This window comes from Curtobacterium sp. 24E2 (genome assembly GCF_016925595.1).
Lineage (GTDB): Bacteria > Actinomycetota > Actinomycetes > Actinomycetales > Microbacteriaceae > Curtobacterium.
In genome coordinates, this window is the sequence record NZ_CP068987.1 from 2,370,978 (window position 1) to 2,388,186 (window position 17,209).

At 69.9% G+C, this 17,209-nt stretch carries 6 protein-coding genes and 7 pseudogenes; 8 read left to right on the forward strand and 5 right to left on the reverse strand.

The window, feature by feature from the left end; genetic code table 11:
• Positions 1–138 precede the first annotated feature (138 nt).
• The 6 genes and pseudogenes from JN350_RS11715 (at position 139) to JN350_RS11740 (ending at position 9,823) form a co-directional block, all read left to right on the forward strand.
• Positions 139–318, forward strand: coding sequence for an SPOR domain-containing protein (locus tag JN350_RS11715; RefSeq protein ID WP_205462323.1), 180 nt, complete (start codon positions 139–141; stop codon positions 316–318).
• A gap of 120 nt (positions 319–438) precedes the next feature.
• On the forward strand, positions 439–1,776 hold the full coding sequence (gene glnA, locus JN350_RS11720) for a type I glutamate--ammonia ligase (protein WP_111087010.1): 1,338 nt from the start codon (positions 439–441) through the stop codon (positions 1,774–1,776).
• A 13-nt stretch (positions 1,777–1,789) separates the two neighbouring features.
• Positions 1,790–4,741 (forward strand): annotated as a pseudogene (locus JN350_RS11725) (bifunctional [glutamine synthetase] adenylyltransferase/[glutamine synthetase]-adenylyl-L-tyrosine phosphorylase).
• Between the two features lie 502 nt (positions 4,742–5,243).
• Positions 5,244–6,845 carry a glycosyltransferase family 2 protein gene (locus tag JN350_RS11730; RefSeq protein WP_205462324.1) on the forward strand — a complete coding sequence of 534 codons (1,602 nt, stop codon included), beginning with the start codon at positions 5,244–5,246 and terminating at the stop codon, positions 6,843–6,845.
• The gene (locus JN350_RS11735; RefSeq protein ID WP_205462325.1) at positions 6,838–8,400 is read left to right on the forward strand and encodes a glycoside hydrolase family 26 protein; all 1,563 of its coding nucleotides are present in this window, start codon (positions 6,838–6,840) and stop codon (positions 8,398–8,400) included. Before JN350_RS11730 ends, JN350_RS11735 begins: the two co-directional genes overlap by 8 nt.
• Positions 8,397–9,823, forward strand: a pseudogene (locus JN350_RS11740) (UDP-glucose dehydrogenase family protein). The gene JN350_RS11735 and the pseudogene JN350_RS11740 overlap by 4 nt, the downstream one beginning before the upstream one ends.
• A 359-nt stretch (positions 9,824–10,182) precedes the next feature.
• On the opposite strand, the pseudogene glnA (JN350_RS11745) reads toward JN350_RS11740, so the two are convergent.
• Positions 10,183–11,605: pseudogene (gene glnA / locus JN350_RS11745) on the reverse strand (type I glutamate--ammonia ligase).
• 141 nt (positions 11,606–11,746) lie between these two features.
• Between glnA (JN350_RS11745) and JN350_RS11750 the strand changes: the two are divergent.
• Positions 11,747–12,201 (forward strand): annotated as a pseudogene (locus JN350_RS11750) (RDD family protein).
• Between the two features lie 167 nt (positions 12,202–12,368).
• On the opposite strand, the gene JN350_RS11755 reads toward JN350_RS11750, so the two are convergent.
• Positions 12,369–13,082 carry a DUF4191 domain-containing protein gene (locus tag JN350_RS11755; RefSeq protein WP_205462326.1) on the reverse strand — a complete coding sequence of 238 codons (714 nt, stop codon included), beginning with the start codon at positions 13,080–13,082 and terminating at the stop codon, positions 12,369–12,371.
• A gap of 127 nt (positions 13,083–13,209) precedes the next feature.
• Here JN350_RS11755 and JN350_RS11760 point away from each other — a divergent pair, with 127 nt between their 5' ends.
• Complete coding sequence (locus JN350_RS11760; RefSeq protein WP_205462327.1) at positions 13,210–14,037, forward strand: hypothetical protein; 828 nt, start codon at positions 13,210–13,212, stop codon at positions 14,035–14,037.
• 96 nt (positions 14,038–14,133) lie between these two features.
• Here JN350_RS11760 and sucB read toward each other — a convergent pair.
• The 3 pseudogenes from sucB to lpdA all read right to left on the reverse strand — a co-directional run.
• A pseudogene (gene sucB, locus JN350_RS11765) lies at positions 14,134–15,198 on the reverse strand (2-oxoglutarate dehydrogenase, E2 component, dihydrolipoamide succinyltransferase); the annotation flags it as partial.
• Between the two features lie 269 nt (positions 15,199–15,467).
• Positions 15,468–15,635, reverse strand: a pseudogene (locus tag JN350_RS19485) (biotin/lipoyl-containing protein); the annotation flags it as partial.
• A 72-nt stretch (positions 15,636–15,707) separates the two neighbouring features.
• A pseudogene (gene lpdA, locus JN350_RS11770) lies at positions 15,708–17,080 on the reverse strand (dihydrolipoyl dehydrogenase).
• Positions 17,081–17,209 lie beyond the last annotated feature (129 nt).

A 17,209-nucleotide genomic window follows, 5' to 3' on the forward strand; every position in this document is an offset into this window, starting at 1 on the left:
TAGCCGCGGCGCGACGCGCCGAGCGCAACCGCCCCACGGTGCGGCCCGACGGGGTGGGCGTGACCGCCTGGAGGCCCGGTGCCGGTCCGGCGGACCGGCACCGGGCCTCCAGGCCGTCACCTGGGTACGGTGGGCGACATGAGCGACGAACGCATCGAGTCCCAGTGGTGGTTCAACGACCAGACCGGCCAGGTCGAGCAGGGACCGCAGTCCCCGCAGCGTGACCGCATCGGCCCGTTCGACACGCGCGAGGAAGCGCAGCACGCGCTCGACCGCATCGCGGCGAACAACGAGAAGTGGGACGCCGACGACCAGTGACGGACCTGCGACGGCACGGTGACGGACCACTGACGCGTCGCACGGCCCCGCGCACGCCGCCGGACCACTAGCCTGGGACGAGGCCCGCCCGCGGCCACCCGATACACGGAAAGGTCGTGCATGGACAAGCAGACGGACTTCGTGCTCCGCACCATCGAGGAGCGCGGCATCAAGTTCATCCGACTCTGGTTCACGGACGTCATCGGGACGCTGAAGTCGGTGGCGATCGCCCCGGCCGAGGTCGAGGGTGCCTTCGCCGAGGGCATCGGGTTCGACGGCTCCGCGATCGAAGGCCTCTCCCGCTCGTACGAGGCCGACGTGCTCGCGCACCCGGACCCCTCGACGTTCCAGATCCTGCCGTGGCGCGGCGAGGTCGACCCGACCGCGCGGATGTTCTGCGACATCACGACGCCGGACGGCCAGCCCGCCGTCGCCGACCCGCGCAACGTGCTGAAGCGCACGCTGGCCCGGGCGAGCGAGCGTGGGTTCACGTTCTACACGCACCCCGAGATCGAGTTCTACCTGCTCAAGAGCCGCGAGTGGAAGGACGGCGGGCCGCAGCCCGTCGACCAGGCCGGCTACTTCGACAACGTCCCCGGCGGCAGCGCGCACGACTTCCGTCGGCGCTCCGTCCGGATGCTCGAGGACCTCGGCATCTCGGTGGAGTTCAGCCACCACGAGGCCGGCCCGGGCCAGAACGAGATCGACCTCCGCTACGCCGACGCACTGACGATGGCGGACAACATCATGACCTTCCGCACGGTCGTGAAGGAGGTCGCGATCGAGCAGGGCGTCTACGCGACCTTCATGCCGAAGCCGATCTCCGGTCAGCCGGGTTCGGGCATGCACACGCACGTCTCGCTCTTCGAGGGCGACCAGAACGCGTTCTACGAGGCGGGCGGCGAGTACCAGCTGTCCCGCACCGCCAAGCACTTCATCGCCGGTGTGCTCAAGCACGCACCCGAGATCACCGCGGTCACGAACCAGTTCGTGAACTCGTACAAGCGCCTCTGGGGTGGCGACGAGGCCCCGTCCTTCGTGACGTGGGGCCACAACAACCGCTCGGCGCTCGTGCGCGTGCCGCTGTACAAGCCCAACAAGGGCCAGTCGTCGCGCATCGAGTACCGCGGCATCGACTCGGCGGCGAACCCGTACCTGGCGTACTCGCTGCTGCTCGCTGCGGGGCTGAAGGGCATCGAGGAAGAGTACGAGCTGCCGGCCGAGGCCGAGCACGACGTCTGGAGTCTGACCGACGCCGAGCGTCGTGCCCTCGGCTACAGCCAGCTGCCGTCGAGCCTCGACCACGCCCTCAGCCTGATGGAGGACTCCGAGCTCGTCGCCGAGACGCTCGGCGAGCACGTGTTCAACTTCGTGCTCCTCAACAAGCGGCAGGAGTGGAAGCGCTACCGCGACCAGGTCACGCCGTTCGAGCTCGACACCAACCTCGGCGCCCTCTGAGCGAGCGCACCAGATGACCGGTCGGACGACGTCGTCGCGTTCCGAGTTGGCCCGCCTGGGCTTCGCCGAGCTGTCGGAGAGCCTGGAGCGGATCGCCGACCTGGAGGCGCGGTTCGGCTCCGTCGTGCCGCTTCCGGTCAGCGGGACCCCGGCGCTCTGGGGCATCACCGCGGATCCCGACGGCGCGCTGCGGCTGCTGGAACGGCTGTTGGACCGTGCTCCGGACGAGCTCCGCCCCGTCCTGGCGGACGAGGCGGCGACGGAGCGGCTGATCCGCCTGCTCGGCGCCTCGGTCGGTCTGGGTGAGTTCCTGCACCGTCGGCCTGCCGAGCTCGCACTGCTGCTCGAGCCCGTCGTCGCGCCGTGGTCGCAGGAGCGGTACACGGCGTCGCTGCTCGAGGCGATCGACGGTGCCACCGGCGAGGACGCACGGATGTGCCTGCGGGTGCGGTACCGCCGGCACCTCGCGCAGATCGCCCTGTACGACGTGCTGCACTCGTCGCCGACCGAGGCGTTCCCGGCCGTCGCTGCGGGACTGGCCGACCTCGCCGGGGCAGCGCTCGACGCCGCGGTCGACGTCGCCCGGCGCGAGGTGCCGTTCCCGGCCGCCGACGTCGCCGCCACCCCGCTCGCGGTGATCGCGATGGGCAAGGCCGGCGCACGCGAGCTCAACTACGTCAGCGACGTCGACGTCATCTTCGTCACCGAGTCCACCGACGACATCGGCACCGACCGTGCCGTCCTCATCTCGACGCGGATCGCGATCGCCGCGACCCACGCGATCACCGACCTGGCTGCCGAACCCGGTCTGTGGGAGGTCGACGCGAACCTGCGACCGGAGGGCAAGGACGGCGCCCTCGTCCGCACGCTCGACTCGCACGTCGCGTACTACGAGCGCTGGGCGAAGTCGTGGGAGTTCCAGGCGCTCCTCAAGGCACGGCCGATCGCCGGTTCGGCCGACCTCGGTGCACGCTACGCCGAGGCCGTCGCGCCGTTCGTGTGGAGCTCGTCGGCGCGCCCCGGGTTCGTCGAGTCGGTGCAGCGGATGCGCGAGCGCGTCACCGACCACATCCCCGACGGCGAGGTCGACCGGCAGCTCAAGCTCGGTCCGGGCGGCCTGCGCGACGTCGAGTTCACGGTGCAGCTCCTGCAGCTCGTGCACGGTCGTGACGACGAGTCCGTGCGCGTCCGCTCCACCCTCGAGGCGATGGACGCCCTGACCGCCGCCGGGTACGTCGGACGCGCCGAGGCCGCCCACTTCGGTCCGGACTACGCGCTGCTCCGAGTCCTCGAGCACCGCATCCAGCTCCGCCGACTGCAGCGGACGCACCTGATGCCGACCGATGAAGACGAGCTCCGCGTCCTCGCCCGGTCGAGCGGTCTGGCCACCTCGGCCGCAGCCCTCGAGACCCGGTGGCGTGCGGTCAAGCTCGAGGTCCGGGGCCTGCACGAGCGGCTGTTCTACCGTCCGCTGCTGTCCGCCGTCGCCACGACCGAGGGCGAGATCGTGCTGACCGACGACCAGGTCGTCGACCGGCTCGCTGGCGTCGGGTTCGTCGACCCGCCCGGTGCGCTGCGGCACATCCGGGCGCTCACTCAGGGCACGAGCCGACGTGCGGCGATCCAGCGGAACCTGCTGCCGGTGCTCCTGCGGTGGATGGCCGAGGGGCCGGCGCCCGACCGGGCCCTGCTGGCGTTCCGACGGCTCAGCGACACCCTGGGGAGTCCAGCTGGTTCCTCCGGATGCTCCGCGACTCGTCCGGGGCTGCGCACTCGCTGACCACCGTGCTGTCGGAGTCGGCGTTCCTGTCCGGTCTGCTCGAGCGGTTCCCCGAGGCCGTCGCCTGGCTCGACGAGCCCGAGTCGCTCCTGCGTGCCCGCCCGATGGACTCGTTGCTCGCCGAGATGACCGCGACCACGGCGCGGCACGGCAACGACGTCGACGGTGCGGCCAGCCTGCTGCGCTCGGCGCGCCGCCGCGAGACCCTCCGTCTCGGCATGGCGGCGGTGCTCGGCCACCTCGACGTGGACGCCCTGGGCGCTGCACTCAGCGACGTGACCGAGGCGACGCTCGCCGGGGCGCTCGCGCTCGCCCGACGCGACGCCCCCGCGGACTTCGAGTTCGGGATCATCGCGATGGGACGCTACGGCGGACGGGAACTCGGCTTCGGTTCCGACGCCGACGTCCTCTACGTGTACCGTGCGCCGGACCTGGCGACCGAGGTGGCCTCCCGCACGGCACAGACCGTCGTGCGCGAGCTGAACCGGCTCACCGAGGACACCGTCCACCCGCTCGACCTCGACATCGACCTGCGCCCCGAGGGCAAGAACGGCCCGGTTGCGCGCACGCTGGAGTCCTACGGCGCCTACTACGCCCGGTGGTCGCTGACGTGGGAGGCGCAGGCGCTGCTCCGTGCCCGTGGCGCCGTCGGCGACGCCCAGCTGCTCCGGGACTTCGAGCACCTGGCCGACCGCACGCGCTACCCGGAGCGCATCGACGAGAACGAGGTGCGCGAGGTCCGACGCATCAAGGCCCGCGTCGAGTCCGAGCGGCTGCCACGCGGGGCCGATCCGGCTCGTCACCTGAAGCTCGGGCGCGGATCGCTCAGCGACGTCGAGTGGTTCGTCCAGCTCCTGCAGCTCCAGCACGCGCTCGAGTTCCCCGCGCTCCGCACGACCTCGACGCTCGAGGCACTCGACGGTGCCGTGGCCGCCGGGTTCGTCAGCGCCGACGACGGCGAGCGGCTCGGCGCGGCCTGGCGCTTCGCCTCGCGGACGCGCAGTGCGCTGGTGCTCTGGTCGGGGAAGACGACCGACGTCCTGCCCGTCGACCGCGTCCAGCTCGAGGGTGTCGCGCGGCTGATGGAGTACCCGCCCGGCTCGGCGAGCGAGGCTCGAAGAGGACTACCTCGGCGTCACCCGACGCGCACGACAGGTCTTCGAGCGCGAGTTCTACGGCGCCTGACCCAGCGGCGACACGCCCGAGGTCGCGCGCACGGCACGGAACCGAGCAGTCGTCGGAGGTTAAATCTCCGTGTCGCGCAGTGTCCCCCGTTGCGACGCCGGCCGTACCCCTGTTCGGACCGCGCCGGTACTGTTACCACGTCGTGACCGAACTCCCACCGGACCTCCAGGCGCTCATTTCCGGTGCCCCCCGACACGCCACGCGACCACCTGCTGACCGGGGGTTTCCGTCCGAGCCGACCCGCGCCTCCCGGCCCCGGTCCACGTGTGTACCGGCGGCCGATGTCGGGCAGGTGGTCCGCAGGAGTGCTGTCAGCACGAGGGGGACCTCCGGTCCCGGTGGAGATGGGGACAAGTGTGTACCCCGTAACGCGCCCGTAACGCCCCCGGACGGGGGTCGCGTTGCGCCGGGGTTCAGGTTTCTGCGTCAATGGGGTCACCCGAACCGACCCTGATTCCCCAACGTCGCGGAATCTCCACCTCGAACGTTGAAGCAGGGATCAGTGTTCACCTTCATTCTGCAGATCAGGCAGATGGTCGAAGGCCACCCCGAGTTCTACCTGTTCGCCGTGTACTCCGCGGTGATCTGGTTGCTCTGGTTGGTCAAGGTCGTCATCTCCGCCCGCTACCGCCCGTTCACCGGCACCTTCGTCGGTACCACCAGCGTCGTCGTCCCCGTCGTGGACGAACCGCTCGACCTGTTCCGCGACGTCATCGGTCGCATGGTCGAGCAGCGACCCGGCGAGATCATCGTCGTCATCAACGGCGCCCGCAACGAGGCGCTCGAAGCCGTCTGCGACGAGTTCGCCCCGCTCGTCCGCTGGACGCACACGCCCATCCCGGGCAAGCGCAACGCCGTCAAGGTGGGCACCGAGATGTCCAACGGTGACATCACGGTGCTCGTCGACTCGGACACCGTCTGGACCCCCGGCGCGCTCGAGGAGCTCCTCAAGCCGTTCGCCGACGAGTCCGTCGGCGGTGTCACGACTCGGCAGCGCATCCTCGAACCCGAGCGCAGCTGGATCACCCGCTGGGCCGACTGGCTCGAGAACTCGCGAGCGCTCTACTCGATGCCCGCGCAGAGCGTCCTCGGGCAGATCGGCTGCCTGCCCGGGCGCACGATCGCCTTCCGGCGGAGCATCCTGATGCGCGTCATGGACAAGTTCATGCACGAGAAGTTCATGGGCGTGTTCCTCGAGGTCTCCGACGACCGCACGCTCACGAACCTCACGCTCAAGGAGGGGTACCGGACCGTCTACCAGTACACCTCGCTGGTCTACACGGACGCCCCGCTGCAGGTGAAGAAGCTGTTCAAGCAGCAGCTCCGCTGGGCCCGCGGTTCGCAGTACAACACGCTGCGCATGCTGCCGTGGATGCTCGGTCACGCCCCGGTGCTCGCGGCGTTCTTCATCACCGACATCATCCTGCCGTTCATGCTCTTCGGCGTGATCGCCGGCTGGATCTACCGGGCCTTCACCGGGCAGGGCGAGAACCTGTACCAGGGCATCCTGTCGCAGTACGGATTCTCGACGGGCTTCGTCTACGTCGCCGCGCTGATGGTCGTCTCGTCGGTGCTCAGCATGGCCATCCGGCAGATGCGCCACCTGGCCGAGAAGCCGAGTGACTTCTTCCGCCTGCCGATGTTCATCATCGTGTCGACGTTCTTCCTCATGCCGATCCGGCTCATCGGCTTCTTCCGCCTGGCGCACGCGTCCGGCTGGGGGACCCGTGCGGGCGCCTACGCCGGCGGTCCGATGCAGGAGGACCCGTCCGACGCGGCGCAGCCGTCGTCCTTCGGCACCCAGACCCCGGTGAGCCCGATCGACGCCGCAGATCGTGCGCGGGCCGTCGACGGCCGCGTGCCCCTCGGGAGCGACCAGGTGGCCGTGGACCGCGCGTTCGACGAGCTCTTCGGGGCCGACGCCACCACCAACTCCACCACGACCGTGCTCGCGACCCGGCGCGAGGCCGCTGCTGCAGCAGCAGCGCAGCCCGCAGCCCCACGGACCGCCCCCGTGAAGGCCCGCCGGTACAACCCGTACGCCGCGATCCCGTACTGCATCGGCATCGCGATCTTCGTCCTGGAGGCCTTCCTCATTGTCTGACATCATCCGCTCCTCCAGTACGTGGTGGGCGCAGTCGAGCAAGCACGCCCGCTGGACGGCCGTCGGCACGACCGCCATCGTCCTCGCCCTCGCCCTCATCACCTGGTCGGTCTGGGTCTCCCCGGCCGGCCCCGTCTCCACCGCCGTCCACCAGGCCCTCGGGGTCACCGCCCCGAAGGCCAAGAAGGTGTCGGCCGCCGAACTGCAGACGCAGCTCGACGCCGCCCAGGACCGCATCTGGGCGCTCGAGGGCAAGCTCGACTCCCGCACGGCCCAGGCCGGGTCGCGTGGCGACCAGATCACGGAGCTCAAGGCGCAGATCGCGTCGCTCCAGTCCCAGCTCGGTGCGGCGAAGAACTCGGGAGGCTCGTCCTCCGTCAGCGCGTCGGGTTCCGGTGCGAACGGGGCCGGCACCTCGGGCTCCGGTTCCGGGTCCGGCTCGGTCGCGTCCGACAACGGGTCGGGCGCCGGGTCGGGCAGCGGCTCGGCCGGTGGTTCGGGTGGCGGCAACGGTGGGGTGACCAACCCCAACCCCGGTCCGTCGACCGACCCGGGCACCACGCCCGTCGCCGTGCCGACCAAGGCCGAGATCCTCGGGCAGCAGTCGCGCTGGTACGGCCTCTACACGGCGCAGTCCCCGTTCAACTGGGCCGAGTACGACGAGGTCTCCCGGCAGGTCGGCACCGCGTCGAACATGACCGGGTTCTTCCAGGGCTTCGACCAGGAGTTCAACGCGAGTGCGATCCAGCGCTCGTGGGCGAACGGCCGCGTGCCGCTCATGACCTGGGAGACCGCGCCCGCGCAGACCGGCAACGACCAGAAGTACGTCGCCGGCTACACGAACCAGGACATCACCGACGGTGACTTCGACGCGTACCTGACGAAGTACGCCAAGGCGCTGAAGGCCAACGGGCAGCCGATGGTCATCCGTCTCGACCACGAGATGAACGGTTCTTGGTACAACTGGTCCGAGGGCGACGCCCAGCAGAACGCGAAGCAGTCGTACGTGAAGATGTGGCAGCACGTGCACGACGTCTTCCAGGCGAACGGCGCGAACGACTACGTCATCTGGAACTGGGCGCCGAGCCGCATCGACAAGCTCGGCAACGCGAAGTACCAGACGCTCGACTACATGCAGAACTACTACCCGGGTGCCGACTACGTCGACTGGGTCGGCATGAGCGGGTACTACCGCACGGCCTCCGAGGACCCGACGTTCGCGAACACCTTCGCCGCCACCGTCCAGCAGCTGCGTCAGGTCGCACCGGGCAAGAAGATCCTGCTCAGTGAGATCGGCGCCACCGAGAGCGGCACCACCGTCTCGGGCGGCCAGAAGTCGAAGTGGATCACCTCGCTCTTCGACGCCCTGGCCGACCCCGCCAACGCCGACATCATCGGGTTCTCGTACTTCAGCGAGACCGCGACCACGGTCGTGGACGGCGTCCGCTCCACCAACGACTGGCGACTCAACTCGCGAGCCGACTCCCTGGCGGCCTTCGCCGAGGGCATCAAGCGCAACGACATCGACTACGACCTGCAGGAGGTCACGCCATGACCGCGTCCAAGAAGTCGCCCGACCAGGCCGACACCCGCCCCGCACCCGTCATCAGCGTCATCGGCACCGGCTACCTCGGTGCCACCCACGCGGCCGCCATGGCCGAGATGGGCTTCGAGACCATCGGCGTGGACGTCGACCCGGCGAAGCTCGCCGCGTTGTCCGCCGGCGAGGTGCCGTTCTTCGAACCCGGCCTGCCGGAGCTCATCACGAAGCACGTCGCGAGCGGCAAGCTCCGGTTCACCGCCGACATCGCCTCGGCCGTCGCCGCAGCCGACGTTCACTTCGTCTGCGTCGGCACCCCGCAGAAGGCCGGCTCGCACGCCGCGAACCTGGCGTACGTCGAGAGCGCCACCCGCGGCGTCGCCGAGAACCTCACCCACCCGGGACTCATCGTCGGCAAATCGACGGTCCCGGTCGGCACCGCTGCACGGCTCCGCGGCATCGTCCGCGAGTTCACGCCCTCGGGGATCGACGCCGAGCTCATCTGGAACCCGGAGTTCCTCCGCGAGGGCAAGGCCGTCGACGACACCCTGCACCCGGACCGCCTGGTCTGGGGCGGCGCGTCCGCGGCTGCCGACGCCGTCATCCGCGAGGTCTACGCCGCACCCATCAGCGAGGGCACCCCGGTCATCACCACCGACCTCGCGACGGCCGAGCTCGTCAAGGTGAGCGCCAACGCGTTCCTCGCCACGAAGATCTCGTTCATCAACGCGATCTCGGAGATGTGCGCGATCACGGGCGCCGACGTGTCGACGCTCGCCGATGCCCTCGGGCACGACGCCCGCATCGGCCGGAAGTTCCTGAACGCCGGCCTCGGGTTCGGCGGCGGGTGCCTGCCGAAGGACATCCGAGCGCTCATGTACCGCGCGAACGAGATCGGGGCGGGCCAGGTCGTCGGCCTCATGCAGCAGGTCGACGAGATCAACATGGGCCAGCGTCAGCGGGTCATCGACATGGCGATCGACTCGGCCGGGGATCGGTACTGAACCGTCGCGTGGCCGTCATCGGCGCTGCGTTCAAGCCCCTGACCGACGACGTGCGGGACTCCCCGGCGCTCAACGTGGCCGCTGCGCTCCACCTGCGCGGCGCACAGGTCACCCTCTGGGACCCTGAGGCGATGGAGCCGGCGAAGCGCTCGTTCCCGACGCTGAGCTACGCCGCGTCGATGACGGACGCGATCGAGGGCGCCGACGTCGTCCTGGTGCTCACCGAGTGGGACGAGATCATCACCGCCGACCCGGTCGCCCTCGGTGACCTCGTCGGTCGCCGCGTCGTGATCGACGCGCGCAACTGCCTCCCGGTCTCCGACTGGGTCAAAGCGGGGTGGACCGTCCGTTCCCTGGGGCGGCCCACGCCGGTCGCGGGTGCACCCGTGAGCGTCGCAGCGGGGACGAACGACTCGTTGGCCACGGCTCGCTAGTCACCGTTCGCGAAGCGGGTCCGTGCCGGGCGGCACGGGCCCCGTTCCCGTGTGCCCGGGTGCCGTGCCGAAACGGGCGTACCAGGCCGAGACGGGCATACCTGGTCGGAACTTTCCACCAGGTACGCCCGATCCGGCTTCTCAGTCCGGGTGCGATGGGAAGGAACGTGCGTCGCGACCAGCCGGGAGGCCCGGTGCCGGCCCGCCGGACCGGCACCGGGCCTCCAGGCGGTCGCCGCAACCGCCCACCCCGCCGAAGCGACACATTCCTGCGGATGGTTCGCGGCGCACTGTCGCTGTCGCGGCACACACGAAGGCCCCGCACCTGACGGTGCGGGGCCTTCGTGTGTCAGCGAAGATCAGACGCCGAAGTAGAGCTCGTACTCGAACGGGTGCGGGCGCTGCGCCAGCGGCAGGATCTCGTTCTCGCGCTTGTAGTCGATCCAGGTCTGGATGAGGTCCTCGGTGAAGACGTTGCCCTTCGTGAGGAACTCGTGGTCCGCCTCGAGGAAGTCGAGCGCCTCGTCGAGGGAGCCGGGGACCTGCGGGATGCCCTTGGCCTCTTCCGGGGAGCTCGTAGAGGTCCTTGTCGACGGGCTCGTGCGGCTCGATGCGGTTCTGGATGCCGTCGAGGCCCGCCATCAGCTGCGCGGCGAAGGCGAGGTACGGGTTGCCCGAGGCGTCCGGCGCGCGGAACTCGATGCGCTTGGCCTTCGGGTTGGTGCCCGTGATCGGGATGCGGATCGCAGCCGAACGGTTGCCGGCCGAGTAGACCAGGTTGACCGGCGCCTCGAAGCCCTTGACCAGGCGGTGGTACGAGTTGATCGACGGGTTGGTGAAGGCGAGCAGCGCCGGAGCGTGCTTCAGCAGACCGCCGATGTACCAACGGGCCAGGTCGGACAGGCCGCCGTAGCCGTTCTCGTCGTAGAAGAGCGGCTTGCCGTCCGACCAGAGCGACTGGTGGGTGTGCATGCCCGAGCCGTTGTCGCCGAAGAGCGGCTTCGGCATGAACGTGGCGACCTTGCCCCACTGGTCGGCCGTGTTCTTGACGATGTACTTGAACTTCAGGATGTCGTCCGCGGCGTGGACCATCGTGTCGAACTTGTAGTTGATCTCCTGCTGGCCGCCGGTGCCCACCTCGTGGTGCGAGCGCTCGAGCTCGAAGCCCGCGTCGATCAGCTTGAGGGTGATGTCGTCGCGCAGGTCGGCGGTCTTGTCGACCGGCGACACGGGGAAGTAGCCACCCTTGTACGGGGTCTTGTTGGCGAGGTTGCCGCCCTCTTCGTCACGACCGGTGTTCCAGGCGCCCTCTTCGGAGTCGACCGCGTAGAACGACTCGTTCTGGGTGACGGAGTAGCGGACGTCGTCGAAGATGTAGAACTCGGCCTCGGGGGCGAAGAACGCGGTGTCTGCGATGCCCGTCGACGCGAGGTACTTCTCGGCCTTCTTCGCCACCTGGCGCGGGTCGCGGCCGTAGATCTCGCCGTTCCGCGGGTTGTAGATGTCGAAGATCATGATGAGCGTGCGCTCGGCGCGGAACTGGTCCACGTAGGCGGTGGTCACATCGGGGATCAGCTGCATGTCGGACTCGTGGATCGACGCGAATCCGCGGATCGAGGAGCCGTCGAAGAGCTGGCCGACCGAGAAGAAGTCCTCGTCGACGGTCGAGGCGGGGATGTTGAAGTGCTGCTGCACACCCGGCAGGTCCGTGAATCGGATGTCGAGGAACTTGACGTCGGTGTCCTTGATGAAGGCCAGGACCTCGGAGGAATCGCTGAACATGGGGGCCGATCTCCAATGGGTTGGGTGATGTCGGAGGTACCGATCAAGGCACCTCCGATGAGGCTATTGACACGGGGTTTCCCGGACGTGACTGAATTGTTTCAGGCGTGTTACGGGCGGCCCGTCGCCTACGCTGGGGGCATGGCCCGCAGCTCCTCCAGTCCGTCCGCGCCCTCCGAGCACCCCGACGGCTGGCCGGGCAAGGACCTCGGTCTGCCGGAGGAAGGACCCCGCAGCGTCGGTCGGATCGGACGCCGGATCGTCGCCCTGCTCATCGACGGAGCCCTCGCTGACCTCATCGCCTACGTGACCGGGGTCTGGTCGCCGGTCAACGGCTCCGGGGACATCGCCCACTCGTGGGTGCAGCTGGCGATCTTCGCCGCGCTCCAGGTGCTGTTCATCTGCCTGCTGTCCGGCTCGTTCGGGCACATCTGCGTCGGGCTGCGCGTCGTGCCGATGCGCGGGGGTACGTGGGGGTGTGGCGCCCGGTCGTCCGGACCGTCCTGCTCTGCCTGGTGGTGCCGGCGCTCATCATCGACCGGGACAGCCGCGGCGCGCACGACCGCATCGCCGGCACGGTGCTCGTCCGCCGCTGACCCGGGGTCCTTTGGCTGGTGCGAGGTTGATCACTCCGTGCGTCATTCCGTCCTCGCACCGAGTGAACAACCTCGCACCACCCGCGGCCACCACCGAACGCAGCGAACGCAGAACGCCCCCGACCAGGCACGGTCGGGGGCGTTCTGCGTGGTGGTCCGAGGACTGGTCAGCGCGGACGTCCGGCTCGGGCACGCATCGGGTCCATGCCCTTCGGGATCGCCGCCGCGGGGCTCTGCGTCAGGGAGTCGAGGCGGTTCGCGACGGCCAGGACCTCGTTGCGGTTCAGCGACTTCTTGTACTTGTTCATCACGCGCGGGAGCTTGTGCAGCGTCACCGCTTCGTCACCGTCGCCGACGTGGACGATGTGCACCGCGACGTTCGGGACGATGCGTTGCACCTTACGGCGCTCTTCCTCGACCTGACGGTTGAGGTTGCCGCGCTGGCCCTCGGTGATGAGGACGACGCCGGGGCGCCCCACCGCGCGGTAGACCGCGGACTGCGAGCGTCCGTGCACGGCGACGGGCATCTCGCTGGAGCGCCACTGTCGGCGCAGTGAGTTGGAGAGCACCGCACCGACGGCGCCGGGCTGGCCCTCGATCTGGGAGTACGCCGCCCGCTCGGCCAACCGGCCGAGGACGATGAGGAAGAGCAGCACGCCCATCAGGACGCCGGCGACGATCCACAGGATCATCGCGAGCCAGTTCTGGCCCGGGAGCACCAGCGCCAACACGATGCCGAGGACGACGGGGCCGACGAATGCGAGGGCGAACCACCAGACGGACGACGGGTCGGCCCGTCGGGTCATCTGGAAGACCTGGAACATCTGCTTGAGACGCCCCGGCTCCTTCGCCTTCGTGTCTGTGGAAGTGCTGCGTGCCATGCTGACAGGATACGGCCTCCGCGGTCCGGGGAGACCGCCGTCGGTCCGGCTGTGCGCGAACACGCGTTGTCCACAGACCGTGCAGGACGGACAGGAGGCCCGACCCGCCTCCGCCACGCTCGTCACCATGGACACGAGCACCGACCAGAGCATCGACGCCGCCCGCAGTGATCGTTGGGTCGTGCCGGCCGACCACGCTGCCGCGGCGTCCTGGATCGCAGACCGGTGCGCCTCCGGACACCGCCACCTGGTCCCCGTCGAGGCGGTTGGCCGGACCGGGGCCGGCGGGCTCGTGACCCTGCTCGACCGCCCACGCGGGACGCCGCTCCCGGTGGCGCTGGACCGCCTCGGCACCCCGACGACCGGGGTCGCCGTGACGCTCTGCGTACCGCTGCTCGAGCTCCTCGCCGCCGCCGTGGACGGCGCGGTGCGCCTCGGCGTCGCCGGGATCGACGACGTCTTGGTGGACGACGCCGGCGCCGTGGTGCTGTGCGACCGCCCGGCTGGAGCCGTCCGCGACGGCACGGAGCTGCCCGGCGACGATGCCGCACGGGTCCTCGTACTCGCCGCCCGGGTCGTCTGGGACCGTGTCGACCCGCGCGATCCGAGTCGCGACGAGGTGGACGCTGCGCTCCTCGCGGCGCTCGACGGCGACCGCAGCACCGTGCGTGCGGCGCTCGACGCGGTCCGGGCTGCGGCGCCTCCGCGGCCGTTCCGGTGGGCCCCACCGCCGGCCGACCTGGTGTTCGTCGAGGCAGACCCGCCGCTCGACACGACGGGCTCAGCGGCTCGACTGCGCGAGGTCGTCGAGCTCGGCATCCCGCTCGGTGCTGGTCGGCGGTTGCCGCTCCGCCGCGCCGTGGTCGGGGTCGTCGTCGCGATCGGCACGGTCGTCGCCGCGGTGTCCGTGCTCGGTGCCGGACCGGGAGCCGGTGCGGCTGGTGGTGGTGGCTGACGCCCCGGGCGCCGACGCGAACCCGAGTCGGAGCGGGAACGGGAACGGCCCCGGCTCCCCACGAGGGGAACCGGGGCCGTCGGCCGTGGCGCTGGGTCAGTACCCGAGGTTGGGGGCGAAGTTGCCCTCTTCCAGGCGGTTCTTGACCGCGACCAGGTAGCGCGAGGCGTCCGCACCGTCGATGATCCGGTGGTCGTACGACAGCGCGAGGTACACGAACGAACGGATCGCGATCGCTTCCTGGCCGTCGACCTTCACGACCGCGGGACGCTTCGTGACGATGCCAGTACCGAGAATAGCGGACTGCGGCAGGAACACCACGGGGGTGTCGAACAGCGCGCCACGCGAACCGGTGTTCGTGAGCGTGAACGTTCCGCCGGCGAGCTCGTCGGGCTTGAGCTGGTTGTTCCGGGTGCGCTCCGCGAGGTCCGCGATGGACTTCGAGAACTGCGCCAGATCGAGCGAGGCTGCGTCCTTGATGACCGGGGTCAGCAGGCCGCGCTCGGTGTCCACCGCGATGGAGACGTTCTCGGACTCCGGGTAGACGATCTCGTCACCCTCGACCGTCGAGTTGATCTTCGGGTGGGCCTTGAGCGCCTCGGACGCCGCCAGGGCGAAGAACGGCATGAAGGAGAGCTTCGAACCGGTCTTCTCGAGGAACTCCGCCTTGTGGGCGTCGCGGAACTGCGCCACCTTCGTGACGTCCACCTCGACGACGCTCGTGAGCTGTGCGGTCGAGGTCATCGACTGCACGGCGCGCTCGGCCACGACCTTGCGCAGGCGGGTCATCTTCTCGCGGGTGCCGCGCAGTGGCGAGACCTCGGCGACGAACGGACCGGACGCGGCAGCGGGTGCAGCTGCACCACCGGCGGCCGGGGCCTTCGCGACGGCCGCGAGCACGTCCTCTTTCCGGATGCGACCGCCGACACCGGAACCGGTGACGGTGGACAGGTCGACACCCTGCTCGTTCGCGAGCTTGCGGACGAGCGGGGTGACGTAGCCGGAGGCCGCGCCGTCCTGCGTCGGGTTCGGCACCGCGGCGGCGGTCGTCGCGCTGGGCGCGGCGGCCGGTGCTGCGGGGGCGGGGACCGCTGCCGGGGAGCCGGCGCGGCGGCGGGCGGCGGAACCGGAGCCGCCTGCGGGACCGGAGCGGCCGCGGGCGGTGCGGACGGCGCCTGCGGGGCTGCGGGCTGCGTCTGTCCGGCGGGGGCCGGCTCGGGCTCGGTGGGCTCCGGGGCGGGGGTCTCGGACTCCTGCTCGGTGCTCGGCTCGGCCTCGGGGGCCTCTGCCTCGGCAGCGGCTTCGTTCGAGGACTCGTCGGACGAACCGGAGTCGGCGTCGGAGGAACCGGAGTCGGACGAGCCGTCGCCGATCTTCACCAGCGCGGTGCCGACCTCCACGGTCTCGTCCTCCTGCACGAGGATCTCCTCGATGACGCCGGCGACGGGCGACGGGATCTCGGTGTCGACCTTGTCGGTCGAGACCTCGAGCAGCGGCTCGTCGACCTCGACCCGGTCACCGACGTTCTTCAGCCATCGGGTCACCGTGCCCTCGGTGACGCTCTCGCCGAGCGCCGGGAGGCTGACGGATTCGCTCATCGGGTGGACTCCTCTTCGCGGGGGTTGCAGTTGTTGTTGATGTCATTGTCACAGGGCGCGGACTCGTGCGGGTCACAGCGCGTGCAGCGGCTTGCCCGCGAGGTGCAGGAACGCCTCGCCCAGGGCCTCGTTCTGCGTCGGGTGCGCGTGCACGAGCGGAGCGATGTCCTCCGGGTACGCCTCCCAGTTCACGGCGAGCTGCGCTTCACCGATGAGCTCACCGACGCGGGCGCCGATCATGCTCACGCCGACCACGGGGCCGTCGACGACGCGGACGACCTTGACCGAACCGGACGTGCCGATGATGTGGCTCTTGCCGTTGCCGGCCAGGTTGTACTCGTACGAGTCCACCTTGTCGGCGCCGTACTCGGCCTCGGCCTTGGCCTGCGACAGGCCGACGGAGGCGACCTCGGGGTCGGAGTACGTGATCTTCGGGATGTTCTTGTCCTCGATGATCACCGGGTTCAGGCCGGCGATCTCCTCGGCGACGAAGATGCCCTGCTGGAAGCCGCGGTGCGCGAGCTGCAGCCCGGGGACGATGTCGCCGACCGCGTAGACGTTCGGCAGGTTGGTGGCGAGGCGCTCGTTCGTGGTGACGAAGCCGCGGTCCATGGCGACGCCGACCTCGTCGAAGCCGACGTTCTGCGTCACCGGGCCACGACCGACGGCGACCAGCAGGACGTCGCCGTCGAAGGTCTTGCCGTCCTCGAGCGTCACGACGACGCCGTTCTCGTGCTGCTCGACGCCCTGGAACCGGACACCGAGCGAGAACTCGATGCCGCGCTTGCGGAAGGCGCGCTCGAGCTGCTTCGACATGGACTCGTCCTCCGCGGGGACGAGGTGGGGAGCGCCTCGACGATCGTGACCTCGGCGCCGAAGGACTTCCAGACGCTGGCGAACTCGACGCCGATGACGCCGCCGCCCAGGATGACGACCTTGTTCGGCACGTAGTCCATGCGCAGTGCGGTCTCGGAGGTGATGACGCGGCCGCCGATCTCGAGCCCGGGGAGGGACTTCGAGTAGGAGCCGGTCGCGAGCACGACGTTCTTGCCGACGATGTTCTGGTCGCCGACCTGCACGGTGTTCTGCGAGGTGAGTCGACCCCAGCCCTCGACGACGGTGATGCCGCGGGCCTTGATGAGGCCCTGCAGGCCCTTGTACTTCGAGGTGATGACGCCCTGCTGGTACTCGATGACCTTCGGGACCTCGACACCGGCGAACTCCGCGATCACGCCGTACTTCTCGGCGTCGCGCGTCGCGTCGGCGACCTCGGCCGCGTGCAGCAGTGCCTTGGTGGGGATGCAGCCACGGTGCAGGCACGTCCCTCCGAGCTTGTCGCCCTCGATGAGCGCGACGCTCATGCCGAGTTCGGCGGCCCGGAGCGCAGCGGCGTAGCCACCGCTCCCGCCACCGAGGACCACGACGTCGTAAGTCTGTTCCGTCACCTGGTGCAACTCCCTCGTGCGTGTCGGGCCGATCGGGCCCTACGTGGACACCGCGGAGGGCGGCGTCCGACGGTCGGACCGCGTGGTTCCGGTCCCGTCCCGTGCAGTACCGGTGGGAGGCGCGTCGAT

Excerpts from the sequence above, each read along its gene's own strand:
- JN350_RS11715 (WP_205462323.1), top strand. The coding sequence starts at position 139 with ATGAGCGACGAACGCATCGAGTCCCAGTGGTGGTTCAACGACCAGACC.
- glnA (WP_111087010.1), top strand. The coding sequence starts at position 439 with ATGGACAAGCAGACGGACTTCGTGCTCCGCACCATCGAGGAGCGCGGC.
- JN350_RS11760 (WP_205462327.1), top strand. The coding sequence starts at position 13,210 with ATGGACACGAGCACCGACCAGAGCATCGACGCCGCCCGCAGTGATCGT.
- JN350_RS11755 (WP_205462326.1), bottom strand. The coding sequence starts at position 13,082 with ATGGCACGCAGCACTTCCACAGACACGAAGGCGAAGGAGCCGGGGCGT.